At 57.6% G+C, this 25881-nt stretch carries 24 protein-coding genes and 1 tRNA gene; 10 read left to right on the forward strand and 15 right to left on the reverse strand.

The window, feature by feature from the left end; genetic code table 11:
• Positions 1-12: 12 nt before the first annotated feature.
• From HEQ61_RS08930 to HEQ61_RS08960, 7 genes are all read right to left on the reverse strand, one after another.
• The gene (locus HEQ61_RS08930; protein ID WP_168020837.1) at positions 13-492 is read right to left on the reverse strand and encodes an RNA pyrophosphohydrolase; all 480 of its coding nucleotides are present in this window, start codon (positions 490-492) and stop codon (positions 13-15) included.
• A 44-nt stretch (positions 493-536) separates the two neighbouring features.
• Complete coding sequence (locus HEQ61_RS11535) at positions 537-2504, reverse strand: divergent polysaccharide deacetylase family protein (RefSeq protein WP_168020838.1); 1968 nt, start codon at positions 2502-2504, stop codon at positions 537-539.
• A gap of 98 nt (positions 2505-2602) precedes the next feature.
• Positions 2603-3949 carry a S41 family peptidase gene (locus HEQ61_RS08940; RefSeq protein WP_168020839.1) on the reverse strand — a complete coding sequence of 449 codons (1347 nt, stop codon included), beginning with the start codon at positions 3947-3949 and terminating at the stop codon, positions 2603-2605.
• A gap of 9 nt (positions 3950-3958) precedes the next feature.
• Positions 3959-5149 (reverse strand): murein hydrolase activator EnvC family protein, encoded by a 1191-nt coding sequence (locus HEQ61_RS08945; RefSeq protein ID WP_168020840.1) that lies wholly within the window; start codon positions 5147-5149, stop codon positions 3959-3961.
• 25 nt (positions 5150-5174) lie between these two features.
• The gene (gene gpmI / locus HEQ61_RS08950; protein ID WP_168020841.1) at positions 5175-6758 is read right to left on the reverse strand and encodes a 2,3-bisphosphoglycerate-independent phosphoglycerate mutase; all 1584 of its coding nucleotides are present in this window, start codon (positions 6756-6758) and stop codon (positions 5175-5177) included.
• A 100-nt stretch (positions 6759-6858) separates the two neighbouring features.
• Positions 6859-7347, reverse strand: coding sequence for a bacterioferritin (gene bfr, locus HEQ61_RS08955; RefSeq protein WP_168020842.1), 489 nt, complete (start codon positions 7345-7347; stop codon positions 6859-6861).
• A gap of 91 nt (positions 7348-7438) precedes the next feature.
• A complete protein-coding gene (locus HEQ61_RS08960) occupies positions 7439-7627 on the reverse strand; it encodes a bacterioferritin-associated ferredoxin (RefSeq protein WP_168020843.1) in 189 nt (62 codons plus the stop codon).
• A gap of 527 nt (positions 7628-8154) precedes the next feature.
• Between HEQ61_RS08960 and HEQ61_RS08965 the strand changes: the two genes are divergently transcribed.
• From HEQ61_RS08965 to HEQ61_RS08975, 3 genes are all read left to right on the forward strand, one after another.
• On the forward strand, positions 8155-8328 hold the full coding sequence (locus HEQ61_RS08965; protein ID WP_168020844.1) for a hypothetical protein: 174 nt from the start codon (positions 8155-8157) through the stop codon (positions 8326-8328).
• Positions 8329-8389: 61 nt separating this feature from the next.
• Positions 8390-9040, forward strand: a complete 651-nt coding sequence (locus tag HEQ61_RS08970; protein ID WP_168020845.1) for a LolA family protein — start codon at positions 8390-8392, stop codon at positions 9038-9040.
• 327 nt (positions 9041-9367) lie between these two features.
• Positions 9368-10054 carry a fumarylacetoacetate hydrolase family protein gene (locus HEQ61_RS08975; protein ID WP_168020846.1) on the forward strand — a complete coding sequence of 229 codons (687 nt, stop codon included), beginning with the start codon at positions 9368-9370 and terminating at the stop codon, positions 10052-10054.
• 4 nt (positions 10055-10058) lie between these two features.
• Here HEQ61_RS08975 and HEQ61_RS08980 read toward each other — a convergent pair whose 3' ends face one another.
• The 3 genes from HEQ61_RS08980 to HEQ61_RS08990 form a co-directional block, all read right to left on the reverse strand.
• Complete coding sequence (locus HEQ61_RS08980) at positions 10059-11297, reverse strand: UbiH/UbiF/VisC/COQ6 family ubiquinone biosynthesis hydroxylase (RefSeq protein ID WP_168020847.1); 1239 nt, start codon at positions 11295-11297, stop codon at positions 10059-10061.
• Positions 11298-11402: 105 nt separating this feature from the next.
• Positions 11403-13877 carry a DNA translocase FtsK gene (locus tag HEQ61_RS08985; RefSeq protein ID WP_168020848.1) on the reverse strand — a complete coding sequence of 825 codons (2475 nt, stop codon included), beginning with the start codon at positions 13875-13877 and terminating at the stop codon, positions 11403-11405.
• 289 nt (positions 13878-14166) lie between these two features.
• A complete protein-coding gene (locus tag HEQ61_RS08990) occupies positions 14167-16665 on the reverse strand; it encodes a Lon protease family protein (protein WP_168020849.1) in 2499 nt (832 codons plus the stop codon).
• 315 nt (positions 16666-16980) lie between these two features.
• On the opposite strand from HEQ61_RS08990, the gene HEQ61_RS08995 reads away from it, so the two are divergent.
• Positions 16981-17346: a 4a-hydroxytetrahydrobiopterin dehydratase gene (locus tag HEQ61_RS08995; RefSeq protein ID WP_168020850.1), complete on the forward strand. Its 366-nt coding sequence runs from the start codon at positions 16981-16983 to the stop codon at positions 17344-17346.
• On the opposite strand, the gene HEQ61_RS09000 is transcribed toward HEQ61_RS08995, so the two are convergent.
• Entirely contained in the window at positions 17303-18025 is a 723-nt protein-coding gene (locus tag HEQ61_RS09000; protein ID WP_168020851.1) for a J domain-containing protein, read from the reverse strand. The genes HEQ61_RS08995 and HEQ61_RS09000 overlap by 44 nt on opposite strands.
• Positions 18026-18365: 340 nt before the next feature.
• Positions 18366-18441 (reverse strand) — tRNA-Thr (locus HEQ61_RS09005).
• Positions 18442-18597: 156 nt separating this feature from the next.
• On the opposite strand from HEQ61_RS09005, the gene HEQ61_RS09010 reads away from it, so the two are divergent.
• Entirely contained in the window at positions 18598-19143 is a 546-nt protein-coding gene (locus HEQ61_RS09010; protein WP_322099233.1) for an HAD family hydrolase, read from the forward strand.
• A 13-nt stretch (positions 19144-19156) separates the two neighbouring features.
• On the opposite strand, the gene HEQ61_RS09015 is transcribed toward HEQ61_RS09010, so the two are convergent.
• On the reverse strand, positions 19157-20149 hold the full coding sequence (locus HEQ61_RS09015) for an ankyrin repeat domain-containing protein (RefSeq protein ID WP_168020853.1): 993 nt from the start codon (positions 20147-20149) through the stop codon (positions 19157-19159).
• Positions 20150-20261: 112 nt separating this feature from the next.
• Between HEQ61_RS09015 and HEQ61_RS09020 the strand changes: the two genes are divergently transcribed.
• The 5 genes from HEQ61_RS09020 to HEQ61_RS09040 all read left to right on the forward strand — a co-directional run bounded on the left by HEQ61_RS09020 (position 20262) and on the right by HEQ61_RS09040 (position 24581).
• A complete protein-coding gene (locus HEQ61_RS09020) occupies positions 20262-21107 on the forward strand; it encodes a sulfite exporter TauE/SafE family protein (protein ID WP_322099234.1) in 846 nt (281 codons plus the stop codon).
• A 31-nt stretch (positions 21108-21138) separates the two neighbouring features.
• Positions 21139-21729, forward strand: coding sequence for an SCO family protein (locus HEQ61_RS09025; protein ID WP_245183221.1), 591 nt, complete (start codon positions 21139-21141; stop codon positions 21727-21729).
• A 367-nt stretch (positions 21730-22096) separates the two neighbouring features.
• Positions 22097-23350 carry a polyhydroxyalkanoate depolymerase gene (locus tag HEQ61_RS09030; protein WP_168020874.1) on the forward strand — a complete coding sequence of 418 codons (1254 nt, stop codon included), beginning with the start codon at positions 22097-22099 and terminating at the stop codon, positions 23348-23350.
• Entirely contained in the window at positions 23340-23822 is a 483-nt protein-coding gene (locus HEQ61_RS09035; protein WP_322099235.1) for a YcgN family cysteine cluster protein, read from the forward strand. Before HEQ61_RS09030 ends, HEQ61_RS09035 begins: the two co-directional genes overlap by 11 nt.
• A gap of 3 nt (positions 23823-23825) precedes the next feature.
• The gene (locus HEQ61_RS09040) at positions 23826-24581 is read left to right on the forward strand and encodes a M48 family metallopeptidase (protein WP_168020857.1); all 756 of its coding nucleotides are present in this window, start codon (positions 23826-23828) and stop codon (positions 24579-24581) included.
• Between the two features lie 74 nt (positions 24582-24655).
• On the opposite strand, the gene HEQ61_RS09045 is transcribed toward HEQ61_RS09040, so the two are convergent.
• Together HEQ61_RS09045 and HEQ61_RS09050 are read right to left on the reverse strand one after the other, a co-directional pair.
• Positions 24656-25417 carry an FkbM family methyltransferase gene (locus tag HEQ61_RS09045; protein ID WP_168020858.1) on the reverse strand — a complete coding sequence of 254 codons (762 nt, stop codon included), beginning with the start codon at positions 25415-25417 and terminating at the stop codon, positions 24656-24658.
• Between the two features lie 375 nt (positions 25418-25792).
• Positions 25793-25873: a hypothetical protein gene (locus tag HEQ61_RS09050; RefSeq protein WP_415877248.1), complete on the reverse strand. Its 81-nt coding sequence runs from the start codon at positions 25871-25873 to the stop codon at positions 25793-25795.
• Positions 25874-25881 lie beyond the last annotated feature (8 nt).

Raw genomic sequence — 25881 nt, forward strand, 5'->3', positions numbered from 1 at the left:
GTCTCTCCGGGATCAGGCCAGGTGCGGGGCAAATGCGGCGCAGACTTGGCGATAGATGGCTTGCTTGAAGGGTACAACAAGGTCGGGGACATCGCGAAGCGGCACCCATCGCCAGTCTGAAAATTCAGGGTGTTCCGTATCCAGACAAATGTCACGGTCGTGTCCTGTGAAGCGCATCAGGAACCATTTTTGTTCCTGCCCCCGCCAGCGCCCTTTCCAGACCTTTCCGATCAAGTCATCGGGTAGGTCATAGCGTACCCACTCTTCCATCTCCGCAATGATTTCCGCCTTGTTGGTACTAATTTCTTCCTTCAGTTCGCGCAGGGCTGCGTCCCGTGGGTCTTCACCGCGATCTATGCCTCCCTGCGGCATTTGCCAAGCGTTTTGCTCCGTATCCAGGCGCCGTGCGACAAAAACCTCGTTGCGCTGGTTTACAAGCATGATGCCCGCACAGGGACGCCAGGGGAGATCTGTTTTCAGGGACGGGGTCATCAGTGGTCAACACCCTTAAGGGGGGCAAAAGATGGACGACCCTATCAGCTTGCCGACGTGTTGACCACAGCGGTTGCGGGAACCAGCCGGGTTCCGTTGGTTGCCAGCCCTTTGTTCCAAGCCATCAGGCGTTCGAAGGTCAGGGGGGACGGGAACAGGACAACCAGCGCCGTGCCGCGTGTCTTGGCCATGTGGGCGGCATATTCAAGGCGTGCATCGACAGAAGAACGCCAGGAACGGGCTTCTATGGTCAGGTCAGAGACCGCTACAGGGCCTGTATCCTTGCGATAGCCGGACAGATTGCCCTTCTTGTCAGCGCCGTCTGTGGCAGGGGGCATGCCAGCCTGAATGTACAGGATCCCGGATTTCCCCAGAGCATCGAGAACGGCCTGCATCGGCAGGCCCGAGCCGGTAAAGTGACCGGGACGTCCCAGAAGCCCGACGTATCCCCCAGCCTTGCCCATGACCATCTCCAGACGCGTCAGGTTTTCGGACGGTGGCAGCGCTGTCAGCAGACCAAGGGGACCGGGGTCTGCCGAAGGAAAGGTCTGCTCTTCCATGGGGAGATCCAGCATGACCTCGTGCCCATAGGAGCGAGCCCGCTGCACCAGGTTCTCAAGCTGCGGGGCATAGGGGCTGAACGAGAGCGTAATGTCAGGCGGCAGTTTGGTGATGGCTGTTTCCGTCGCTTCCGGGTGTAGGCCAAGCCCCCCGATCACAACCCCGATCTTGGGTCCCTTGGTGTCGGGTGCAGGTCTGCGATAAACCTTCCACGGCATTTTTCCCTCGCTGCTGATCATGGGGAGGGAGCCGAAGCGGGATGTCCTGATCAGGCTTGGATCCGGTGCGGGTTCCAGTCCTTTCGGATCGCCCTTGTTTACCGGAATGGCCGCATAGCTTGGCATCGCCTGTCCTGGTTTGCGGGGTTCCGGAAGAACCGGGTCCCGGAATGGAGGCAGTCCGGCAATAACCGTAGTCTTTGCGGGCTCGGGTGCTTTTGGTGCAGCAGGAGGGGGCTGTGCTGTTTCAACAGCCGGTGCGGCGGCTGTTTCGTTCGGGGGTGGAGGTGTGGGTTCGGCTGGTTTATCGGCAGACTCAGTCTTTCCAGCCTCTGTTGTCTGTGCAGGGGGTGGGGGCGCAGCCTGATCTGTCGGCAGCGGTTGTGTTCCGTCCCCGGCCAGCCATGGACGTCGGTTCTTGGAGCGTTCTGCGGATGGATCCGATGCGCCCTCGGCCAGTTTTGGCTCTGGAAGCGGTTCCGGATTGGCTGGTGGAGGGGGAGGCATCATGAGGCTGATCTTGTCGCCCGATGCCATAGGCTCTGGCGCAGGGACAGCAACAGCTTCACCCTTTTCATTGATGACAACCAGCCCGGGGTCAACCTCCGGCGGAAGTGGTTTTGGCTGCATGAACCACCACAAAGCTCCACCTCCCCCGCCTAGAAGCAGTATGGCCAGAACGGACCCGACCAGGGCCTGCTTCCTCTGGCGATTGCGCCAGTCCTGCTCTGCCCTGTCCGGGCCAGACAGGACCGGTGGTAAATCAAAGTCATCCAGATCGGGGCCGCCACCTTCATCCTCAATGCCGGCGCCATCATCCATGCCTGCGGCTTCGTCGTCAGGCATCACGGCATCAGCTGGAGATGGACCAGGAGCCGCAGCAGAACCCGGTGCTGCTGCGGCTCCATCATCCCCGGATGTTTCCGGAGGGGGGAGATCAGCAACTTCCGAGGCAATCAGGGCCAGAAGGGCAGGGTTGTCAAGGGGATCAGCCCCTTCACCCGCTGTGTTGGCCTCATCCCCCTTGCTGCCCTTTTTTCCCTTTTTTTTCTTTTTTCCCTTACCCAGAATTTTGTCCAGAAGGCCAGGCTTCGGCTTCTTTTCCTCTTCGATACGCCGTACTTCTGACTCCGGTATTTCTTCCGGCTCCGGGCGAAATGGCAGATCCTCCTCGCCAGAACTGTCTGCCGATTCCTTTTTGCCGCCGAACAGCGATTTCAACGAAAACGCCACGCCATTCCCCAGAAGTCAGGACTCCGGGCAAGAGTAGCCCGACGTCAAACAGTAATCAGATAACCCCTAACGAAATCCTTACTGCCCGGCATTACAGGCTATTGGAGCCGTGTTTGTTTCTGACGTTCGAGTGCAACCCCTCTCAGGATATCCAGGGCCCGTGCCAGCTGCAGGTCTTCCTCGGGTTTGCCTTGGGCTACGCCGACGTGGGGAGCTGCCTGCCCTGCTTTCTCATCCGCCAGGTCCGGCTGTGATGTCGAGCGCTTGCTTCTGTTGACCTTCTCATCCGGGTTGCTGAGTGCATTGGGCAGATCGGCCTCACTGCGGCTGCGAACCGGGTGGGAGCTGGCGTTGACCTCGATATCAGGCTCGATCCCGACGGCCTGGATCGAACGGCCGGAGGGGGTAAAGTAACGCGCGGTTGTCAGGCGCATGGCGCCGTGCCCGGCCAGCGGAATGACCGTCTGGACCGATCCCTTTCCGAAGCTGCGGGTTCCGACCACGATGGCCCTGTGATGGTCCTGCAGGGCCCCGGCAACGATTTCCGAGGATGAGGCAGAGCCATCATTGATCAGGACCACCATGGGAAGCCCCCCGGTCAGGTCGCCCTTCTGCGCATTATAGCGTTGGGTATCATCACTCCGGCGCGACCGGGTAGAGACAATTTCGCCGGAATCAAGGAAAGCATCCGATACGGCGATAGCCTGGTCAAAAAGGCCGCCAGGGTTATTGCGAAGATCCAGCACAAAGCCACGGATTTTGTCCGGGCCGATATCCTTGTTAAGTTTCTCGATCCCATCCCGCATGGCATCAAATGTTTTTTCGTTGAAGGCTGTCAGGCGAATGTAGCCAATATCACCTTCTGCCTTGGCGCGAGCCGAACGGATCTTGATAACATCACGAACCAGTTTGACCTCGAATGGGTCACGTCCCTCCCGGCGTATGGTCAGCACAATTTCACTGCCTGCCTTGCCGCGCATATGCTCGACAGCATCCTGAAGAGTCATGCCCAGGACCTGTTTGTCATCAAGGCGTATGATATAGTCACCCGGCTTCAACCCCGCCCGGAAAGCCGGTGTGTCATCAATGGGAGAGACAACCTTGACCAGGCCATTCTCCATCGATACCTCGATTCCTAGGCCGCCAAATTCCCCCCGTGTCTGGGTCTGCATGTCACGGAAGCTTTCGGCATTCAGGTAGGACGAATGAGGGTCAAGGCTGGTCAGCATACCGTTGATGGCGGATTCCACCAGCTGCTGGTCAGTGACATCCTCGACGTAATCGCGTCGTACACGTTCGAAGACGGTGCCGAACAGATCAAGCAGACGATAGGTTGATGCGTCGGCTTTAGCCTGTGCCTGCAACGAGGGGAAGACCAGCGTCACCCCCACAGGCAGGGACAGAACCAGGACGGCCAACGCCGCAATAAGGGACTTCCGCATCATCAGCCAGTTCTAACCTTTACGAGCAGAGAGCCAGGGGAGGGGGTTTACCGGTTGCCCATCCCGGCGTAATTCCACATAAAGCCGCGTACCGTCACCCGGCCCCATGATACCGACCGGTTCTCCCGAGCGCAGGCTCTGACCAACAACGGCATCGATACGGGACATACCGGACAGAAGGACATGATAGCCACCGCTATGCTCCATGATCAAGAGGAGCCCGTATCCCCTGAACGGTCCGGCAAAGGCAACTGTTCCTGTAGCCGGGGCAGTTACCTGTGCTCCGGGGCGTGTCCGGATGGTCACACCACGTGCACTCAGACCTTCTTCTGTTTCTTCGCCGTAGCGCATCACAATTTGTCCGCGCGCCGGCAAGGCCATTGTGCCGCGCTGACTTTCCAGTGACGGGCCGGGTTCAGGTGACGGTGCGGGCGGTTTTGGCATGGCCAGCCGGGCCAGCCGTTTTGTTTCCGCTTCCCGTTTGCGCCGGTCTTCCTCCAGTTTTGCCAGAAGATCTCTCAGATCCCCGGCATTCCGGGCCAGTTGCTCGGCGCGACTGGCGGCAGCCTTGCGCTCGGCTTCAGTGCTTTCGGCCAGTTTTGCCTTGCGTGCGTAGAGTGTTGCCAGTCGGGCATGTTGACGGTCCAGCTTGGTCAGTGCTGTGGCCAGTTCGGCGCGTCGGGTAGACAATTCACGCCGGATGGTCGACAGACCTGCAAGTTCTTTCCGCAGGGACCCCGCTTTTTTCTGGAGTTCGGGAATAACGGCGCGCAGCAGGATAGCGCTTCGAATCGTATCGTCATGGTGGCCGGGTTGCAGGACCAGAACTTCCGGTGGGCGTATGGCCAGACGTTCCAGGCCGCCCAGAACGGTTGCCATCTGGCTTTCGCGGTCTCCCAAGTGTGCCTGAAGATCTTTCTCTTTCTGACCCAGGTCACGAACGCGCCGTTCCAGAGCCGAGAGCAGTTCTTCGTTGTCCTGTGCCGAACGGGCGGCGGCAACGATTTCTTCGCGCAGCGTTTCCAGTTCCTTTCCCAGTCCGCTGGCTTTTTCGCCCAACTGTTTTTCACGATCCCGGCTTTCCTGAAGCTGTTTTTCCAGCTTCTTCAGTTCTTTTTCGGATGCAGAAGGCGATGCAGCCCCGGTCGGCGGGGCTGTTGCGCACAGGACAGCAAAGACGAGCAGTATACGAAAAACCAGCATGACCTCCCGGACCGGGCTATGTCTCTCAGCCAAAAGCCACAGAGCCCCGTGTCGCGTTGGTTGCCTCCTGGTCAAGCAGGCAGCGTCCGGTCATGGCAGCGGGTTGGGGTAGCCCCATCAACGCAAGGACCGTGGGAGCCAGGTCGGACAGCCTGCCATCACGAAGCCGGGTCACAGCCTTTGGCCCGTTCACCAAGAGAGCGTGAACCTTGCCGACAGTATGCTGGGTATAAGGCTCTCCGGTTTCAGGATCTTTCATCAATTCTGCGTTACCGTGATCAGCCGTGACAATCATGGTTCCCCCGCTGTCACGGATGGCCTGCTCCAGGCGGCCCAGCCCGTCATCAACAGCTTCGGCAGCTTTGATGGCGGCTTCCAGGATACCTGTATGTCCCACCATGTCTCCATTGGCATAATTGACGACGATCAGGTCATAGCGTCCTGAACGGATGGCCTCTTCCAGATGACGTGTGACCTCCGGTGCAGACATTTCCGGCTGCAGGTCATAGGTGGCAACCTTGGGGCTGGGAACCAGGATACGGTCCTCACCGGGATACACGGTTTCTTCGCCCCCGTTGAGGAAGAACGTCACGTGGGCATATTTCTCCGTTTCGGCAATGCGGAGCTGTGCCAACCCGGCGCGCGAAATGACCTCCCCAAGGATGTCGGACAGGGGTTCGGGCGGGAACAGGGTATCCATGAAGGCGGTATGGGCCCTGGAATATTCGGTCATACCCAGTGCAGCCGAGAAAGCGGGGCCATTCCCGCGGCTGAAACCATCAAACCCCGGATCCAGAAGGGCCCGCGTTATCTCCCGTGCCCGGTCAGCCCGGAAATTGGCCACCAGAATCCCGTCGCCATCCTTCATGCCTGCATAGTTGCCCAGAACACACGGGCGCACAAACTCGTCACCGACAGCGGCGGCATACGATGCATCCAGCGCGGCGACAGCATTGGGAGCACGCTCGCCCTTTGCGTATACCATCGCGTCGTATGCCAGCTGTACACGGTCCCAGCGGTTGTCGCGGTCCATGGCGTAGTAACGCCCGCCCAGTGTTGCAAGGGAAAGGTTGGGGACGTCACGGGTTTTGGTCAGGAATGCTTCGATGAAACCGCGTGCGGAACGGGGTGGCGTATCCCTTCCATCCGTGAAAATGTGCAGGCAGACCTTCAGTCCTTCTGCTCCCAGTGTTGCGGCAAGGGCTGCCATGTGATCCTGATGGCTGTGCACACCGCCGGGAGAGAGAAGCCCCATCAGGTGAACGGTTCCACTCCCCTGGCGAACCTTGCTGACAAAGCGACCGAAAGACTCCATGTGGCCAAGGCCGTTGTCTGCAACACAGGCATCAATGCGGGGCAGATCCTGCATCACGATCCGCCCGGCACCAATGTTCATATGCCCGACTTCCGAGTTGCCCATCTGGCCGTCCGGCAGGCCAACATCAAGCCCCGAAGTTTCCAGAAGACTGCCGGGACATTCCGCCAGCATCCGGTCCCATACCGGCGTATGAGCCAGGGCGATGGCATTGTTGTCACGCTCGGGCCGGTACCCCCAGCCATCAAGGATGCATAGAACAACAGGACGGCCGGGGCGAGAGGGAGATGTCATGGCAGAAACTCGTACTTTCCGGATCAACTGAGGACACGCCGGGACTATAGGCCAAAGTGTGCAGAAAGCGAATATTCCTGAGACAATCTGTATTAAAGGATCAGGATGTTGCGCCGTCTGCCGGGGCCATTTGTGACTGGATATAGTTCTGTAGACCGACCTTTTCCAGAAGGGAAATCTGGGTCTCCAGATAGTCTATATGCTCTTCGGTGGCATCGAGGATTTCTTTCAGCTTCTCACGCGAAATGAAGTCACGCGCTTTCTCGCAGGCGACAATGGCATCCACAACATCGTTGCGGGCGCCGTGCTCCAGTTTCAGGTCATTTGCAAGAATCTCCGCAACATTCTCCCCGATCATCAACTTGCCCAGGTCCTGCAGGTTCGGAAGTCCTTCCAGAAAAAGGATCCGCTTTACCATCCAGTCGGCATGGTGCATTTCCTCCACCGACTCCTGGTACTCATGCTGCCCCAGGCGCTCCAGCCCCTGGTCCTGTAGCATGCGTGCGTGAAGGAAGTACTGGTTGATGGCTGTCAGTTCGTTTCTCAAGACCTTGTTCAGGTGCTTGATGATCTCTTTGTCGCCCTTCATGGTGCTCTCCACAGCAAAGATTCCCGTCGCCGCGAATACTACTGCCGGAGAACATGTTTTTCCAGTTTTTGGAATAACTTGAGAAGCGTTCTCATGATGCCCTTGGCATCGGCGTTTGTTGCTTTCCTTCGTCCAGGATCACTCTCATGCAGTCTATGCACTTGCCGCACCGGGGTTGCAGCCCGTGTGCGCGGAAGACCTGGGAGGGGGTTCTGGCACCTGAATCCCGTGCGGTCCGCACATCGCGACATTTCAGGTCATTACAAAGGCACACATACATGAATGGGACGCTCCATACCCATTAACCAACTGATCTCAGGACAATCCGCAATGGATATCGGGAAAACCGCCTACTTGGAATCTAATGCAATCCATTATCATCCTCAAGTACAACATGCGTCTATCTGGCGCCTTGGTCACATTGTCGGGGTGGCCGGTTTTTCTGCGTTATATCCGGGTTCCGGTCCTGCCGTTCGCTTCTTGCAGGGAGCCGATGTCGGGAATGTCGGGAGAGAGCGACACATCGGCAGGAGAGGCAACAGGCAGGGGCCGGAACCCGGGGTACAGGAGACGGGTTGATAATCACCCGGTTCAGCAATCCAGATCAGCCCTTTCAAACCCGCACCGGTCCGCACCACATGGGCCCATCTGAATCATGAACGAGGCGACTGTATCGTTCCTTGCCGATAAATGCAATTGCAAATCGTTTGCAATTTTTTTGGGCCAAAATTACACTGCATGCGTTGGTTTGATATCCGCTCAAAGTCCGGGATCAGGGATGTCCCGGCCCGTTCGGGGGACGCGAATATGGTTATATGCAGGGGGCTTGATCCCCGTACACTGGGAACATTGATGGTGGCACTGGCGGAACGGCGTCGTGGGTCTGACGAAAGCGTTCCCGATGATCAGTCTTGTGTTGCACCACAGACACGCTCGTCTCCAGATCATTCGTCCTTCCGGAATACCTTGCCTCGGGCTTGATGCTCCGTTACCTGTGAAGTCAATTCTTGGCTGCTGTACAGGCAACGTGGAGTTTCCGGCTTTGACCCTGCTGTTTTTTAGGCGCTGTATTCTGGTTGCTTCTTTTCTGGTTTTCATGTGCCCTGCCCTGGCTGCTGCTTCCTCATCCGGTTTGGTTCCCTATCGTCCGAATGCGGAAGAGACGGCACTCCTGAAGCGAGCCGAGGAGACGCTCGGGACTGTACGCACGATGCAGGCCCGCTTTCTTCAAATCAGCAGTGATGGATCTTCCAGTGAGGGCACCGTGTCCATTCAGCGACCGGGCAAGATGAACCTTACCTATGACCCACCGTCAAAGATCAAGGTTGTCGCGGACGGGACGTGGCTGGTCTTTATTGATAATGCTGTGGGGCAGGTCAGCAATCTTCCCCTTGGTTCAACGCCGGCTGGCATTTTGCTGCGCAAGAACCCGCGCTTTTCTGATCCTGATATTGTTCTGACAGATATACGCCGCGCTGCCGGTGTTGCGGAGATCGAGCTGGTGATGGCGGATGATCCTGCTGCCGGGTCCTTGATGCTGGTCTTTACTGAACACCCCTTCGAGCTGCGCCAGTGGCGGGTTCGTGATGCCCGCGATCTGGAAACAGCGGTGTCCTTGTTTTCCGTACGCACGGGGTTGTCTTTTGACCAAGGCCTGTTCTCCTGGAGCAATTTGCCAGCACGATACAGGTGATATTTCAATGCACTGCATGCCTATTGTTGGTGTGCCATGCAAATTGCAGGGGTCTGTTATGCGACACCGATGCTGGTGTTGCTGCGGGCTATGCCATAGATCCTTTCGTCACGGACAGGGCGCAACTTGTGCCCGTCCTTCCCCCCGGAAGGTGGCCTCCCCTGCCCCTTCCGAGCTCCTTTACAGGAGCAGAGCGCCCGGTTCCCCCCCTGACCGGGCGCTCACCCCTCCCCAAAAATATAGATCCTGTTGTCTACCGCATCGTACGGCTTTAATGTCCTTGCGTACGGCGCGTCTTGGCGTCCTGCTTCAGGTAAGGAAAGTGCGGTGGGTTTTGTCATTCCGGAATGTCCTCCCTCGTCTGTTGCTGTGCATGGAACAAGCGACCGCTTTCCGGTTCGCCGTATTTTCTGTGTCGGGAGCAATTATGCCGCCCATGCCCGTGAGATGGGGCGTGACCCAGCCGCAGAGGCACCATTTTTCTTCTCAAAACCAGCTGATGCGGTCTGTGAAAGCGGGTCTTCCATTCCATTTCCGTCTGTCACCTCCAACCTTCATCACGAGGTCGAGCTGGTTCTTGCCCTGAAGGCCGGAGGTGAGAATCTTGATGAACAAGCTGCCGGGGCATGCTTGTTCGGGTGCGCTGTCGGTCTTGACCTGACGCGACGGGATCTACAGGCTGAAGCCAAGAGTATGGGGCGCCCTTGGGATATGGCCAAGGGATTTGACTTGTCCGCCCCTGTGGGAACCATCATGCCCATGGAAACGGCGCCATTGCGCGGTTCTATACAGCTGGCTGTCAATGGCCGTGTTCGTCAGGACGGGAAGCTGGAAGACATGATTCTGGGGCCGGTTGGCATTCTGGTTCATCTGTCGCGCCTGGTCCGTCTTTCTCCCGGGGATTTGATCTTTACCGGTACGCCCCAAGGTGTCGCCGCCTTGCAGCCCGGTGATACGGTGCATGCGAGCATAGAGGGGCTTCCGGCGCTTGAGATTACGCTGGCTTCCCGCTGATCACCTAGACCGGCAGACCGCGCATCAGGCGGGGCAGATCACCAACTTCGCCCATGGCATGGCGCATGAAGAAACGACGGAGACCCGGCATCTGGTTCACGGCGGCCAGTCCCATGGTACGGGCCAGTCGAAGCGGGGCGTTGTCATTGGAGAACAGCCGCACCAGGGCGTCGGTCATGCCCAGCATCAGGACATTATCGAAACGGCGCCAGCGTTGATAGGCCTCAAGGACAGTGCCGGTTCCGACATCCAGCCCAAGCCTGCGGGCCTTGACAATCTCTTCCACCAGGGCGGCGACGTCCCGCAGGCCAAAGTTCATGCCCTGCCCGGCAACCGGGTGCATGCCGTGGGCTGCATCGCCAACCAGAACCAGCCTCCGGTCTGTATAGCGAAGGGCGTGTTGCAGGGATAGCGGGTAGGAGAACCGGGGACTGACAACATCAATCTCCCCCAGGAAGGGGCCAAAGCGCTGGACCAGCTCCTCCTGGAATGCGTCATCAGGCAAAGCGAGAAGGCTTTTGGCTGTTGTACTGCTCTCGGTCCAGACGAGTGAGGAATGATACCCACCCACCAACGGCAGGATGGCAAATGGGCCTGCGGGAAGGAAACGTTCGTGCGCAATGCCACGATGATGCTTCTCATGGCGCACCGTCAGTACAATACCGGTCTGATGATAGGGAAGGCCCTGTGCAACAGGTATGCCGGCCATATCCCGGATCCGGCTGTTGCGCCCGTCGGCCGCCACCAGCAGCGATGTCCGGATAACGCGACCGTCATCCAGCTTGACCAGAACGGTGTCTATGCTCCGGCTGGTTTCCACAACACGGGCCGGTGCAGCCAATGTTGCCAGTTTCAGCTCTTTCAGGCGGGTCAGAACAGCCTGACGGATGACCGTGTTTCCTGCCATATAGCCCATGGGGCTTCCGATCTCGCGGTGATCATAGTGCAGGTGCAAGGGGCTGTTGCTGTCCGTGACCCTGATATCCAGTATGGGCTGTACGGACTCACGCATATGTTTCCAGATGCCGACGGTGTCCAGAACTTTCTGGCAAGCCAGCGCAATGGCAGAGCAGCGACCATCCTGTGTGGGTGCTGTCAGCGTGGCGGGTTGCTCGGTATCAACACACAGGACCGGTATGCCGTGTGTAGCCAGCGCGCACGCCAGCGTTCCACCAACCAGTCCTCCCCCGACCACAACAACGTCTGCTTTCAGGGTGGTATCGGAAAGGACAGTTGTGTTCATGAGGACTCTCCGCCGGGCAGGGTATTCTTGGTGCGGACTCTGTCGGCAACCGGCTGCGTTGTCCAGAGAAACCGGTTGTCCTTCGGCCCTGTGGACAGGACGCCTCTATCCTGCTTCATCATGTGGGGGAGGAAGAAGAACCTCGCGCTTTCCGACGTGATTGGCCCGCGACACCATGCCTTCCTTTTCCATTTGTTCAATGATGCGGGCGGCACGGTTATAACCGATCTGCAGGTGGCGCTGGATGAAGCTGGTTGATGCCTTCCGTTCCCGTGCGACCAGGGCAACCGCCTGGTCAAATAATCCACCCGGGCTGTCGCTTCCCGCGTCCAGGCCCTCCGTTCCCGGAAGAGCCTGGGTTTCCGTTGTGTCCTCAAGGATGGCCCCCACATAATCCGGTATCCCCTGGGCACGCAGGAACGTGGCGACCTCTTCTACCTCGGCATCCGATACAAAGGGTCCATGTACACGGGTGATCCGTCCGCCTGCTGCCATGTACAGCATATCGCCCTGGCCCAGAAGCTGTTCAGCGCCTTGTTCGCCCAGAATGGTGCGGCTGTCGATCTTGCTGGTGACCTGGAATGAAATGCGGGTCGGGAAATTGGCCTTGATGGTGCCGGTGATCACATCGACGCTGGGGCGCTGGGTGGCCATGATCAGATGGATCCCTGCTGCTCTGGCCATCTGTGCAAGGCGCTGGATGGCCGCTTCCACATCCTTGCCTGCAACCAGCATCAGATCGGCCATTTCGTCGACAATCACCACGATGTAGGGGAGAGGCGTGGTATCCAGCTGCTGTTCCTCGAAAACAGGTTTGCCGGTCTCGGGGTCAAAGCCGGTCTGAACCGTTCGTGTCAGAGGCTCGCCACGGGTGCTGCCCTCGCGCAGTTTCTGGTTATAGCCCCCGATATTGCGGACACCCATCTGACTCATGGCACGGTAGCGGGTTTCCATTTCCCGCACGGCCCATTTCAGGGCAACCACAGCTTTCCCGGGGTCGGTTACAACCGGGGACAGAAGGTGTGGAATACCATCATAGACAGACAGCTCCAGCATCTTGGGATCTATCATGATGAAGCGCACCTGGTCCGGGGTCATCCGGAACAGCAGGGAGCAGATCATGGTGTTGACAGCCACTGATTTTCCGGACCCCGTTGTTCCTGCGATCAACAGGTGTGGCATCCGGGACAGGTCAACCTGTACCGGGCTTCCGCCGATATCGCGGCCCAGCGCCAGGATCAGGCCCTCTGGATGTTCATTGAAGCTGTCATCGGACAGGAGGGCCCGGAAGCTGACCATTTCACGTGTACTGTTGGGTAGCTCGATCCCGATTGTGGACTGCCCCGGTACAACAGCGATGCGTACACTCAATGCACTCATCGACCGGGCGATATCATCTGCCAGACTGATCACCCGGCTTGTCTTGGTTCCCGGTGCGGGATCAAGGGCATACAGCGTGACAACCGGGCCGGGGCGAATTTCCACAATGCGCCCGTTGACACCAAAGTCCTGCAGGACACTTTCCAGAAGACGTGCGTTGGTGGACAGGAGGCGGTCATCCTGAAGGGCACCTTGCAAGGCAACAGGCAGGGACAGGAGATCAAGGGGCGGGATCTGGAAGCCTTGGTTCCGGGCAGGAGCCAAGTCATGGATATGTTGGGGGGGGCGGGCTCGTGCCTGAACGTTTGGTGCGCTTTTTGTTGTTGTCGGAGGCACAATGGTGATCGTATCTCCCTCGTACTCCGTTGTTTGTTCCAGTGGCACCACAGGATCCTGAGTGTGTGATGGTCCCGGAACAGGCTCCATCCGGGGTTCTATTCTTGTGTACGGATCGGCACCCCGGCGCTGGGCGGGTCCCTCAGAGGAGGGATGCCATGCAAGACCTTCCTCGTTTGTATCTTCGTACCCTCTATCCTTGGCAGGGAACGGGCGCCAGCTGACAACAGCCTGTATGGCCCGACCCGTTTGACGGCCGGCGGTAGACAGGGCTTTTGCCAGAGCCTGAAATTCCCGCCAGCGCAGCATGGAGGTCCACAGGATCAGGGCTGTACCTGCCAGGCCGCACAACAGGACCACAACCCACATCAGGGAGACAGATCCTGTACCGGTCATCAGGCCCTGATATGCGCCGTCCAGCAACAGTGATCCAGTCAGGCCGCCTGTTCCGGTTGGAGCTGTCCATGAGTCAGGTCGTGGCAGCCAGGCGGGAACAATGCTGATCATCATTGATCCTGGTATGCACAGGACCAGGCGTAGCCAGCCCCATGTAATACGCCCGGCCAGAATCATGCGGATGCCCCAGGCAGACAGCATCAGTACTGGCAGGGCAGAGGCCATGCCCAGCCCCTGTATCATGGAATCGGCAAACAGTGCGCCCGGTTTTCCCAGTGCGTTGTTGACCAGATGAGGTCCGGCTGTGTTCAGGGATGGATCTGTTGGAGCATACGTGGCCAGTGCCGTTCCAAGGGCAAAGGACCCTGCAAGCAGCATCAGGCCACCAAGGCGACGCCCGATCCGGGCCAATGCCTGCCGGGCCCCGGAAGGCAGGAGGCTGTTGTTGTCTGCTTGGGCGCGGGCCATGAGGGAAGAATTCCTTGTACAGCAGGGCAAAAACTACACAACAGGGACAGAGTGCTTCTGCCTTTCGATGACCACGAATCCAGGCAATCAGGCACCCGCGTTGCCGCAGATAGCGGCGTCGCATGTTACTCTCTTCCGGTCGTGGAGGGGAAGCACACGGACGCATGTTTCCTGCCATAGGGACGGTATGGATGGCAAGACCGTCGCCGTAGTCAGCTTATACGGAACGTGCTCCGTCTTGCTGTCCGTGTCCGGGCTGATTGTGATGATGGTGCGTGCTGTGCTGTTATCAGGGCCGCCGGTCGCCGGCGGTTCCCTGTGTTCCGCCCCATGATCCCGTGCTGTCACTGTTGCCATCGGCTTCCTGTGCGGCAATCCGTGCGAATGTTTTCAGGCGTGACGCTATACGGCGGTTTATGCTGCCCGGTGTCCATTGGCCGGTCGTGCTGTCCTGTTCCCCGGCAGGGAGTCCGGTAAGAAGGGCAATGCCGTCATCGACATGTGTGATTGGCCACACATGGAACATCTGCCGGCGGCAGGCATCGACAACATCTTCACGCAGCATCAGGTTGATAACGTTGGTTTGCGGGATGACCACGCCCTGTCGTCCGGTCAGGCCACGGGCCTCGCAGAGGTCAAAGAAGCCCTCGATTTTTTCGTTGATGCCGCCAACGGCCTGAACAGCGCCGAACTGGTCAACCGATCCGGTTACGGCTTTACCCTGGTCAACGGGCGTATCGGCCAGAGCGGACAAAAGCGCATACAGTTCCGTGGAGGAAGCGGAATCGCCGTCGATCATGCCATAGGATTGCTCAAAGGTAATGCTGGCCGAGAACAGGATCGGCCCGTCATTCCCGAATCGGCTGCGCAGGAATGAGGACAGGATCAGCACGCCCTTGGAGTGGGTTGGTCCCCCCAGGTCAACTTCCCGTTCGATATCATCAAAATCACCGCGCCCCACCCGAACCCTGGCTGTGATACGTGATGGCTTGCCGAATTCTTCCGTTCCGATGCCGATGATAGCAAGGCCGTTGACTTGCCCGACTGCCGATCCATCGGTCTGGATGGTAATGGTGTTGCGGGTAATATCTTCCTGCATGGCAACAGGAATACGGTCTGATCGCCGTCGCTGGGCTTGTATGGCTTTTCTGACGTGTTTGGCCTGTACGGTTTTGCATGTCTCTTGCCCGGCAACCCATGCCGCCTCACGCAGCAAGTCGGTCAGCGCCCCCACGCTGGCGGTCAGCTTCCCGGCATCTTCTGCCAGACGGCTTCCATGCTCGATGATGCAGGCTACTGCTTCGGCTTCCAGGGGAGGAAGATTTTTGCGTTGCCCTATTTCGGCCAGAAGGAGGGACATGGCGCGTATGGTTCGTGGTTCGCGGGGGAAGACGGTATCAAAGTCGGCCACAACCTTGAACAGCTCACGAAAATCAGGATCGCTTTCTGCCAGCAGGTAATAAAGGGCCGGTTCTCCCAGAAGGACCACCTTCAGGTTCAGGGGAATGGGTTCGGGTTCCATGCTCTGCGTTGACATGATGCCCCACGATGTTCCGGGGGCTTCGATCCGGATTTCCCGGTTGCGCAGGGATCGTTTCAGGTCTTCCCAGGCAAAGGGATTGGCCATCAGCTTCCGTGCTTCCATGACCAGGAAACCACCGTTGGCCCGGTGCAGGGCGCCGGGGCGCAGCAGGTGGAAATCGGTGCTCAGGGTTCCCAGATGTTGGCGGTATTCAATACGGCCCACCAGGCCGGGCTGTGTCGGGTGATCCTCGATGATCAGCGGAGCTCCGGTGGCATCCCCGTGGTCAATCAGGACGTTGACATGATAGCGCCGGAAACGGAGATCATCACCGGCCTTGCGGATCATGGCGGGTACGTTCTCGTCATCATCCTCGTCACCGTCCGGGAGGAACAGAACGCTGTTCTCCAGAATATCGGCCCGCACGGCATCAAGATATTCCATGGCCTCATGGCAGTCATCGCCGGAAAACGCGTCCCGGATGGAAGCCATCTCACGGTCCAGGACAGATCCGGTCAGTTCGTGGTCCAGGATGCGGCCCTGCTCGCGTTTTTCGCGTTCCCACTGTGGTATCCGTCGTACGGTTTCTTCCAGGGCATCCTGCAGGCGACTGATTGTTTCCTTCAGGGCTTTTTGTTCATCTTCGGGCAGATGGCTGAAGTCATCCGGCCCCAGTGCCTCGCCGTTTCGCTCTGGTGCCAGGGTCAGGCCCATCGGTGTGCGAACCAGGGCAATGCCATCGGCCTCTGCGGCCCGGCGGTGTTCGTCCAGGGCTGTTTCACGGCGCTGGCGGAAATCCTCTTCGATGTTGCGCTGGCGGCTGTGATAGTCCTCGGTTTCAAAGGCCGCGGGAAGGGCGTGACGGAGTTCCTCTACAAGGGCTGCCATGGCTTTTGAAAATGCCCTGGCCCGACCCGCTGGCAGGCCCAGTGCCTTTGGCCGGTAACTGTCCTCAAAATTGTACACATAACACCAGTCCCGTGCGGATGGCCTTGCCGCTGCGGCTTCTCCTACAAATCGCCGGATCAGGCTGGCTTTTCCTGTACCTTCCGGCCCCATGCAGAACAAATTATAGCCCAGGGCAGACATGCTGATTGCAAAGTGTACTGCCTCAACGGCACGCGATTGGCCAACAGGGTGGAGGGTTTCTTCATGGCTGGGGGGAAGATCGGATGAAATCGCAAAGGGGATTTCCGCCGAGTGTACTGTACGGCGCAGTGTCTCTGGATCAAGAGATATGACGGGGGTCCTGGCAGGCGGCATCATGGCATCCCTTGAGAGGAGCAGGCAGACGGATCAGGGTGTTGACTTGACCCGTCCCATGTCATCGTTGAACAATCCAGGACAGAAACCGGCTGTGCAAACGGTGACATAGTGGACCAAGTTTCCGGGATCTTTGCCGGTTGTGCATCAGTATTCCGGTCCGGGACGACGGCAGAGAAATATAAGGCTGTGCTTTTTTGTTCCTGTACGGACAGGCAGATCCTTGTAGCATGCCGTGGTTCGTGTGTTTCTTGGGCTATTGCCATTTTGCCCGGGTGATGCCGGCTTTGGCATGGCAGGCGAAGAGAGGGAAGAAAAATGGTCGTTCCCCTGACAACGAGCCGCAGGGCTGAGCTTGCGCAGCAGCTTCCGCTGTGGTGTATGGTGCCCGGTCGCGATGCCCTGTTCCGCAGTCTTGTGTTTTCCGACTTTAGTCAGGCTTTTGGTTTCATGAGCCGGGTTGCTCTGGCTGCCGAGGCGATCAACCATCATCCTGAGTGGTTCAATGTCTGGAACCGTGTCGAGATAACCCTGTCCACCCACGATGCCGGTGGGTTGAGCGAGCGTGATGTCGATCTTGCTCTCCGGATTGACCAGCTGGCGTTTGAATCCGGGGTTCGTTCCGGTGTCTCAACATGTTTCAATGTGGGCGTGCCTTGCGCAGGAGATCCATGGCTGCATTGAGCTGGCTCATCCGGCTATGACTTCCGTACGGGTTGTCCGGGTGGTGGACCGTGGCCAGCATACGGAAGCGCAGCCTGATCATGCGGGCGTCAGGGTCGGAGTAAGGCGGGAACCCCAGAACGTGCAGGGCCTCGGCCCGTGATGTGATGCCCCCGGGAATAGGGTCGAAGGCGAGGACGCTGACCGTTGCACGAAGCTGCTCCAGCTCGTCGTGAAGTTCGCGCATTTCAGCATCGTAATCGCGCGACGCCTCGTTATGCAGGATGCTGATGGATGGCGCCGGTTCGGGAGGTGGAAAGGGAGGAGGTGGTGGCGGAGCTTCCTCTTCCGCCGGTCCCAGTTTCAGCTGTAAAACCCCATAGTCCAGAGCAAGTGCCAGATTGAGGGCCTTGCGTATGAAAGGAATCTCCAGCCCCGATGGAAGGCGAACCTGTAAACGTGGCTTGCGTCGCCAAGGGCGGCCTTCGGCCCGTCCGGACTTCAGCACCACCGTTTCACGGTCATCCCGGACAGGTTCTCCTGGGTCTGCAAAGGATTCAATAACGTGTTCAGGAACGACCAGCATGACGGACCGGGCTACGTCGGCGGCATTGACGCGTCGTCTGTGGGCCAAGGCAAGAATGGAATCCCGGAAGTCCGATGGGCAGGACAGGGTGTAGGATTGCTTGATCTCGGGCATGGGTTAATCCTGGTGCGCTCGGATGGCCCCGCCGGGCCGCATACATGGGAATAGCAAGGAGGCAATGGTCAGGGTCAGCAACCAAAGAAATTTTTATCATGCTCTATGCAATCTGCCCTTGTAGTCAAGGTCGCGCAAGAAATGTGTTGAACCGTGCGGCCATGTGTAGCCGACAGGTCAACAATGCCGGTCGCAAGGTGGATTGGGTGCTTGTTCTTGGTGATGGTTCGGGTGTACCGCTCGACAGAGCGTGCTTATCCTGGATTCGGCGCGGGCAATCCCTGTCACCGTCACTACATATGAATTCAGGGGTATGTTTCCGGAACTGGCAGGAGGAAGATGGTGCCGCAGAAGGGACTTGAACCCCCGACCCACGCATTACGAATGCGTTGCTCTACCAGCTGAGCTACTGCGGCATACGCTCCATGCTTCCTGTTTCGGGGCGGATGGGCTATCCCATACATCCCAGGATGCGGGATTTTGACCCGAAGCATAGCCAAGGCGCGCACAATAGTGCCGCCATTCCGGTTTTGCAAGGGGCTGGTTGTGGAGATTTTCCGAAAGGACGCGCTGTGGCTGCCCGTTATATCATGTTGGACCGCGATGGAACGTTGAATGTTGACGTTCATTACCTGTCCGATCCGGATGATCTTTGTCTGGAACAGCACGCTGTGGCCGGATTGAAGGCTCTTGCCGGGGCTGGTTTCCGCTTTGTTGTGCTGACCAACCAGTCCGGCATTGCCCGCGGGTTACTTACCCCGGCCCTATTGTCCGATATCCATGCCCGTCTTGATGCAATCCTGGCCCCAGATAGTATTGTTATTGATGGGTATTTCTTCTGCCCCCACGGCCCGTTAGATGGATGTGCGTGCCGGAAGCCCATGCCCGGTTTGGCGCTGGAGGCTTCCCGCACGTTGGGATTTGATCTATCCGTGTCATGGATGATCGGCGACAAGGCGGCCGATATTGGCCTTGGTCAGGCTGTCGGGGCCGGAACAGTTCTGGTCCGTACCGGCAAGGGAACTGTGACGGAGGCGGAACAATCCTGTCGGCCCGACCTGGTGGCAGATCATTTGCTTGACGCAGCCCGCCTGATTCTGGCCCGCGAGTCGTCATGATCCCCGGGTTGTGTCAGGATGCTCCCTCCAGGGCACGGAGAGTACGGGTGTTGCCGCTTTCCCGGGCCATGTCGAGGGCATCGCGACCGGTGTAGTCTGTCATGCCTGTGTCCACCCCCCTTTGCAGAAGAAGCTCGACAACGGGGGCGTTCCCACGGCGTGCTGCCCGCATCAAGGCACTCATCCCCTGGCGATTTTGCAAGTCAGGGTTGGCACCGGCATCAAGCAATTTCTTGGCAAGGGTCAGGTTGCCCTGATCTGCGGCCCACATCAGGGCTGTGTTGCCAAAGGAGTCGGTCGCATTGATCCGGGCCTTGTGCTTGAGGAGAAGGTCGACCGCAGCGTCCAGATCCCGACGCGTTGCCAGTACGATCAGGGGCTCTCTGTTGCGGCTCAGGGTATCCGGGCTGGTTCCTCCAAGAAACATCCGCTTCATCTCGGGCCAGTTTCTGGACACCATGACGCTAATAATTGGTGCTTCCAGTGGCAGGTCTATGTCAGCCACCTGAAGTGGGAGAGCGCTCTCGTTCCGTAAAGATCCCGGGAATTCATGCCCTTGTGGCCCCCATGCTCCCGGATCAGGTGGCAGGCCCTGTGGTGGCCAGGAGGGCGTGTAGCCAGAGAGGGGGCGTGTGTCATCTGTCCGGCTCTCTTTTTTCAGTTGTTCACGATACTCCCGTTCCTGTTCGACGTATTCCTGATACTCTTTCCGGAGTTCCTGTAATCGCCGTTCTTCCTTTTCCCGGATCGTTCTTTCAAACATGCTTTCGTTGGTTATGCCGGGGCTGGGAATATGGTTTTCTGTCTCCGGGAGGCCAAGCCGCAGCGTGTTGCTCCCTGGCTCGGTCGTCCGGAACCAGCGGTCTTGTTCCTGTCGCTCGTGCCATTTTTGAATCGCTTTCTCGCTTGCCGACCGTTCGGCGTGGACAGGCATCTGTAGCAGGCAGAGCATCAGGGCCGCAGTAAGCGCAACGTGTATTCCGGTCATGACAGGACGACGAAACATGTTTCGGGTACTCTCCACAGAAGTGGTTCTTGCAGGCTTCGGGCATGCCTCCTGCACGAGGTTTTGTCAAGGAATGTGGCAATTCCTTGGGGGTTGATGCCGGATACAGGCTGTGCGACACAACACCCTGCGCTGCTGTGATGATGGCAGCAAGCCGGGGCTGGAGGTGGTTGTGAGCGGACCTGATATCCTGTCTGTCCTGTATGGTGGGGTTGCGCATTGTTCGGCCGTGATTTCCGGTCATGCCGGCCTTATGGGCGGGTTGTTCATGGCGGGGTTGGGGGGCGGCCTGACCCATTGTATCGGCATGTGCGGGCCTTTTGTCTTGTCGCAGGTTGCCTCAAGTCTTGAGCGGGTCCCTGCATCACAGATGCGCGAGTGGCACCGTCTGACCGGTGCGGCGCTGTTGCCCTATCATCTGGGGCGGGCGACGACCTACACAGCGTTGGGTGCTGCTGGCTCCGGTTTGGCTGGCTACGTGGTCCCGGCTTCTGTTCCGGGTTGGGTATCTGCTGTTCTTCTGATGGTGGCGGGCTTTTTGTTCCTTGGTCAGGCATTGCCCCGGATGCGTGTATCCTTGATGCCGGCTTCTGCGGGCTCCTTGGTCACAGGGCCTTTGTCCGGTGTTCTGGATGATCTGTTTACATCGCCACAAGGGTGGCGGGGCTATGCCTTGGGGGTTGTTCTTGGATTTATGCCATGTGGCTTGCTGTATGCGGCTTTGGCTGCGGCATTGTCTACAGCAGATCCTGTGGCAGGTGCTGCCGGCATGTTTCTGTTTGCCATGGGAACGGTTCCGGGTCTTTTTGTGACGGGCTTGGCCGGATATTGCGCGGGCATGCGCTGGAAGCAGCTTGTACGGATCTGGGCTCCTGTATTGATGATCCTGAATGCTGTTGTACTGTTCTGGCTGGCCTTTCGTGCTCTTTCCGGCGAGGGTATTCAGCTTCCTTTGTAAGGTTGGTATTGTGTGTTGTGGGAAGTGGGCGATGCGTATGTTAAAGGGTGTTCGTTATACGGCTGTTGTCCTGATTGCTGTTGTATTGGCTTTGGTCGGCAGATTTGCGCTTTTACAGCCAGAGACTTCTCCACCATCCCCCGGCGGGCCTTTTACCTTGGTTGACGGACAGGGGAAGGCTGTAACGGATCAGGATTTCCGGGGCCGGTGGATGCTGGTGTATTTCGGCTATACCTATTGTCCTGATGTATGCCCGACAGGACTGCAGACTATAAGCCAGGCGTTGCGGCTTTTGCCGTCTGCAAAGGCTGAAAAGGTCCAGCCCCTGTTTATCAGCGTTGATCCACAGCGCGACACGCCCGAGGCGGTGGGGGCCTATGTTCAGGCATTCGATCCGTCCATGATTGGGCTGACAGGAACGGAAGAGCAGGTTGCTGCTGCTGCCAAAGCCTATCGGGTTTATTATCGGAAGGCCCCGGAATCCGGTCGGGCTGCGGATGATTATCTGGTTGATCACTCGGCCATGACCTGGCTTATGGGGCCGGATGGGCGCTATGTGACGTGGTTCGCGCATGGCCTGTCGGCAGAGGAGATGGCAGCCGGCCTTGCCCGTCTTCTCTGACAGGACAAGGCATGCCCTGTGATGTGTCTGTACGGACGAGAGGCCTATAATCCCGGTTCCCGCCCTTCTTTCCCTCCGGGCGGGTGTCTGTTGTTGTGGGACGGGCCTTGCTGAACCGGCCATGCCAGGCTGAATGTGCTGCATACAGCCATTTTTTTGTTTTACCCTCTTGTTCCGGTGCTTTTGTATGCTTGCATCCGGGGTCCAAGTGGCCAACATTGGGTGGTCCACGCAGTTTTACCGGGCGGCCTGCGGGTCAGGCGTTGTGTCCGGGATTGTACTGCAGGATCGTGTCCCGCCTGAATTTGGGTTCCATTTATTCAGGGACGGGGCAGGGTTGCCGGCTTCGACAGAGGGTGTTTGCAACATGCCACTCTACCAGATTCATGAAATGCAGCATGCCGCCCTGGCTCCGATGCGTATGGTGGCGCAAGCCGTGCATGTGCTGTTCTCCAACCCTCTCTTGCCCTTTTCCTATACCCATGCTGCAAAATCCCTGGTCGCCGGGGCGGATCTTTTTGAACGGATGACCCGCCAGTACCTGAAGCCGGAATTTGGCCTGCTGACAACGCATACCGACTGTGCCGGCACGGTGGCTGTGCACGAGGAAGTCGTCATGCGGCTGCCGTTCTGCGACTTGCTGCATTTTGCCCGCGACTGTGCACGGAAGGACGATCCCAAGGTCCTGATTATCGCGCCGATGTCCGGTCACTATGCCACCTTGCTGCGTGGCACGGTGGAAGCCATGCTGCCTGATCACGATATTTACATCACGGACTGGATCAATGCCCGTGATATCCCCTTGTCCGAGGGACCGTTCACCTTAAGTGACTATGTCAGTTATCTGCGTCGCTTTCTGGCCTATCTTGGGCCCGGGGTTCATACCATGGGAGTTTGTCAGCCCAGTGTACCCATGCTGGCAGCTGTGTCGTTGATGGCCGAGGATAATGATCCCAACCGTCCGCTATCGATGGTAATGATGGGTGGCCCTATCGATACACGCTGCAACCCGACAGAAGTGAACACGTTTGCATTAACCCGCGAGATCAGTTGGTTCGAGACAAAGGTTGTTCATGCCGTTCCTGCTGGTTATCCCGGCCGGGGCCGCTTGGTGTATCCGGGCTTCCTCCAGCTTTCGGGCTTTTTGTCCATGAATCTGGAGCGTCACGCGGACGCCCATGCGACCTATTTTGGTCACTTGATCCGTGGTGACGGGGATTCTGCGGAAAAGCATCGCGAGTTTTATGATGAATACCTGTCCGTTATGGATCTGCCGGCAGAGTTTTATCTGGAGACTATCCGCGAGGTTTTCCAGAAGCATTCCTTGCCACAGGGGCAGATGATCATTGCCGGACGTCCGGTCCGGCCCGAGGCGATTACCGATGTGGCGCTGATGACTGTTGAGGGCGAGAAGGACGACATCACCGGCGCCGGCCAGACCAAGGCCGCCCACGATCTGTGCTGTAATGTTCCGGAACGCTTGCACCTTCATCATTATGCTCTCAAAGTGGGGCATTATGGTATTTTCAACGGGCGCCGCTGGCGCGAGGAAATTTTGCCCCATGTCCGAGAGTTCTTCCGTTTCGCAGAGAAAGAGCAGACACATCGCCGTGTCCTGTGATGCGGTATCCCCTGTTGTTGGGTCCGAGCCATTCTGGAAGAGCAAGTCACTGGAGGAGATGACCCGCGAAGAGTGGGAATCCCTGTGTGACGGTTGCGGTAAATGTTGCCTGCACAAGCTGCAGGATGAGGATGATGCTGACGGAACGCCAGGGGCTATTCATAACACCAACGTGGCGTGCCACCTTCTGGATCCGGGTTCGTGCCGGTGTTCAAACTACGAGCGACGCTTTGACTTTGTGCCGGATTGCGTTCAGCTGTTTCCCCAGTTCATCAGCCGTCATACCTGGTTGCCACGCTCCTGTGCCTATCGCCTGATACACGAAGGGAAGGATCTCTCCTGGTGGCATCCGCTGGTATCGGGGGATCCCAACAGCGTGCACGAAGCCGGCGTCAGCGTTCGGGGTCGTGTGGTGTCGGAGCGGCGGGCGGGTCCCTTGGAGCATCATATCGTTGACTGGCCGGATCTGTAGGGCATGGGGCATGTGTCTCTGAAGGGGCGTGCTTCGGCCCTGCAATGTCCGGAGGCTTTTGTTGAGGTGGACGGAGACAGGCTGGCCGTTCGCTTCCGCCCTTTGGTTCGGGCGGTCAATCTGACCCTGCGTCTAGAGCAGGATCATTCCACTGTTGTGGTAACACATCCCCCGCAGATCTCCCGTCGCCAGCTTATGGGCTTTGTTTCGGATCATGTGGGCTGGATCCGGCAGAGATTGCGCTGTGTTTCCCCCTCTATCCCCTTTACGGATGGGCAGGTAATCCCGGTGCTGGGAATTCCCCGGACCCTGTGTATACGCCCTGAAGGACGGCGGAGTGTTATTCTGGAGGAAGGACGGATTATTGTGACTGGCCCTGTTGTATCGCCCGCCAACCGCCTTCGGGACTGGTTGCGCCAGTATGCCCTTCGGGAGGTTCGGTCACGTGCCTGTGTCATGGCCGAGCGTGTGGGCCAGCGTGTCCGGTCAGTTACGGTGCGTGATACCCGTACGCGCTGGGGGAGTTGCTCGGTTACGGGGGATCTGTCTTTTTCATGGCGCCTGATCCTGGCACCAGAAAAGGTGCTGACCTACGTTGTTGCGCACGAGGTTGCGCATCTGGTGGAAATGAATCATTCCCGGCAGTTCTGGTTCGTGGTTGATAGCCTGGTCGGCTCCTGCCGTGACGAACGTGACTGGCTGCGCCGCAACGGCTCCAGCCTTCTCAGGTATGGACCGTCCCATAGTGGCCCTGTCTGATTGAGTGTGTGTATTGGTGCTGGAGAGATACCCCAGATTCTGTTGATTATTTCTGTCCTATGGCCCCGGATATACTAGAAGAGTCTGGGGTTGAGCCAGCTTTGAACTCCGTCCAGAAAGAACACATCGCCAAACTCGGTTCTGACTGTAGAGGACGCCCGATAGGCGCGCGTACAAAACCAGCCTTCGTTGATTAATGTCCGGTAGATCGTGTCTTCAATGTTATGACCGTGCGTACCGATGTGGATGCGTCGAACCCTGGAATTCAGCAATGACACAGACCCGGTAATGATTTCGGCTTCCACGCCTTGTACGTCCATATCCAGGAGGTCGATAGTACCCACACCGTCTACGGCTTCTTCCAAGGTAATGGCCGTCATTTGAACCTCTTTTCCCTCTGGCCAGTTCCCGAATCTTGATCCAGAAGGTATGATAGATTGTCCATACCACTCTTGGGGGTGGCCAATCACGAATGATACCTTTCCTCCTGTTCCATTTACGGGAGATTCAATCAGTCGATGAGAAGTAGGGTCAAGACCGTTATCAGAGAAATGGAGTTTCATCCATTCAAAGTGTGTTGGTTCTGCCTCGACAGTGACCAGTTTCACCTTGAGATCAGGTCTTCTTGTTCGCGCTGCGCATGCTGCTGCGACGGACCACTTTCCGAAACCGGCACCTAGTTCTACAACGACCAACTCATCGATTGCATCCTCAACGGCTTCGAGCACATCAATCCACTCGAAATAATCCTCATCAATACTAGGAAATCCACCATGAAATAAGACCTGACCAGTTTTTTGTTTGTATGAATGGTCCTTAAAATATCTGCGCATCATACTCCCGGAAAAAAATCGATAATAGTTTATGTCAACGAGACCAGACCACGTTTTGTAATGTCTGAATATAGGGTGATGTGTAGCTATTGTAGATATATTATAATTTTTGATTTCATATTCACATAATTCGTCTGTATCAATGGTATTATTAACCTTTATATGTGAGAATTTACTTCATTTACACTTAATTCATTTATTTATAATCGTCAATCTTAAACATGTGCTTATCTATACGTTTAATAATACTAATATTTATGAATAAATTTTGTTGTAATTGATGTTTTTAGACGACATGTATGCTCTTTGGTCAAAAGAGTACAAGCTAAGGAAGGTTGGCTGTGAGCTTGATCGCTAAATGGCTTTGAATTTTGATTGCTATTTGGCGTGCTCGGTGCGTGTGAGGGTGCGGTACACGGTTGGCCTGGAGACGGAGAACAGCTCGGCCAGATCGCTGATGCTGTAGT

This window comes from Haematospirillum sp. H4485 (genome assembly GCF_012102745.1).
Taxonomy (GTDB): Bacteria; Pseudomonadota; Alphaproteobacteria; order Rhodospirillales; family Rhodospirillaceae; genus Haematospirillum.

Excerpts from the sequence above, each read along its gene's own strand:
- HEQ61_RS08930 (WP_168020837.1), bottom strand. The coding sequence starts at position 492 with ATGACCCCGTCCCTGAAAACAGATCTCCCCTGGCGTCCCTGTGCGGGC.
- HEQ61_RS08940 (WP_168020839.1), bottom strand. The coding sequence starts at position 3,949 with ATGATGCGGAAGTCCCTTATTGCGGCGTTGGCCGTCCTGGTTCTGTCC.
- HEQ61_RS08945 (WP_168020840.1), bottom strand. The coding sequence starts at position 5,149 with ATGCTGGTTTTTCGTATACTGCTCGTCTTTGCTGTCCTGTGCGCAACA.
- gpmI (WP_168020841.1), bottom strand. The coding sequence starts at position 6,758 with ATGACATCTCCCTCTCGCCCCGGCCGTCCTGTTGTTCTATGCATCCTT.
- bfr (WP_168020842.1), bottom strand. The coding sequence starts at position 7,347 with ATGAAGGGCGACAAAGAGATCATCAAGCACCTGAACAAGGTCTTGAGA.
- HEQ61_RS08960 (WP_168020843.1), bottom strand. The coding sequence starts at position 7,627 with ATGTATGTGTGCCTTTGTAATGACCTGAAATGTCGCGATGTGCGGACC.
- HEQ61_RS08965 (WP_168020844.1), top strand. The coding sequence starts at position 8,155 with ATGGTTATATGCAGGGGGCTTGATCCCCGTACACTGGGAACATTGATG.
- HEQ61_RS08980 (WP_168020847.1), bottom strand. The coding sequence starts at position 11,297 with ATGAACACAACTGTCCTTTCCGATACCACCCTGAAAGCAGACGTTGTT.
- HEQ61_RS08985 (WP_168020848.1), bottom strand. The coding sequence starts at position 13,877 with ATGGCCCGCGCCCAAGCAGACAACAACAGCCTCCTGCCTTCCGGGGCC.
- HEQ61_RS08990 (WP_168020849.1), bottom strand. The coding sequence starts at position 16,665 with ATGATGCCGCCTGCCAGGACCCCCGTCATATCTCTTGATCCAGAGACA.
- HEQ61_RS08995 (WP_168020850.1), top strand. The coding sequence starts at position 16,981 with ATGGTCGTTCCCCTGACAACGAGCCGCAGGGCTGAGCTTGCGCAGCAG.
- HEQ61_RS09000 (WP_168020851.1), bottom strand. The coding sequence starts at position 18,025 with ATGCCCGAGATCAAGCAATCCTACACCCTGTCCTGCCCATCGGACTTC.
- HEQ61_RS09015 (WP_168020853.1), bottom strand. The coding sequence starts at position 20,149 with ATGTTTCGTCGTCCTGTCATGACCGGAATACACGTTGCGCTTACTGCG.
- HEQ61_RS09025 (WP_245183221.1), top strand. The coding sequence starts at position 21,139 with ATGCGTATGTTAAAGGGTGTTCGTTATACGGCTGTTGTCCTGATTGCT.
- HEQ61_RS09030 (WP_168020874.1), top strand. The coding sequence starts at position 22,097 with ATGCCACTCTACCAGATTCATGAAATGCAGCATGCCGCCCTGGCTCCG.
- HEQ61_RS09040 (WP_168020857.1), top strand. The coding sequence starts at position 23,826 with ATGGGGCATGTGTCTCTGAAGGGGCGTGCTTCGGCCCTGCAATGTCCG.
- HEQ61_RS09045 (WP_168020858.1), bottom strand. The coding sequence starts at position 25,417 with ATGATGCGCAGATATTTTAAGGACCATTCATACAAACAAAAAACTGGT.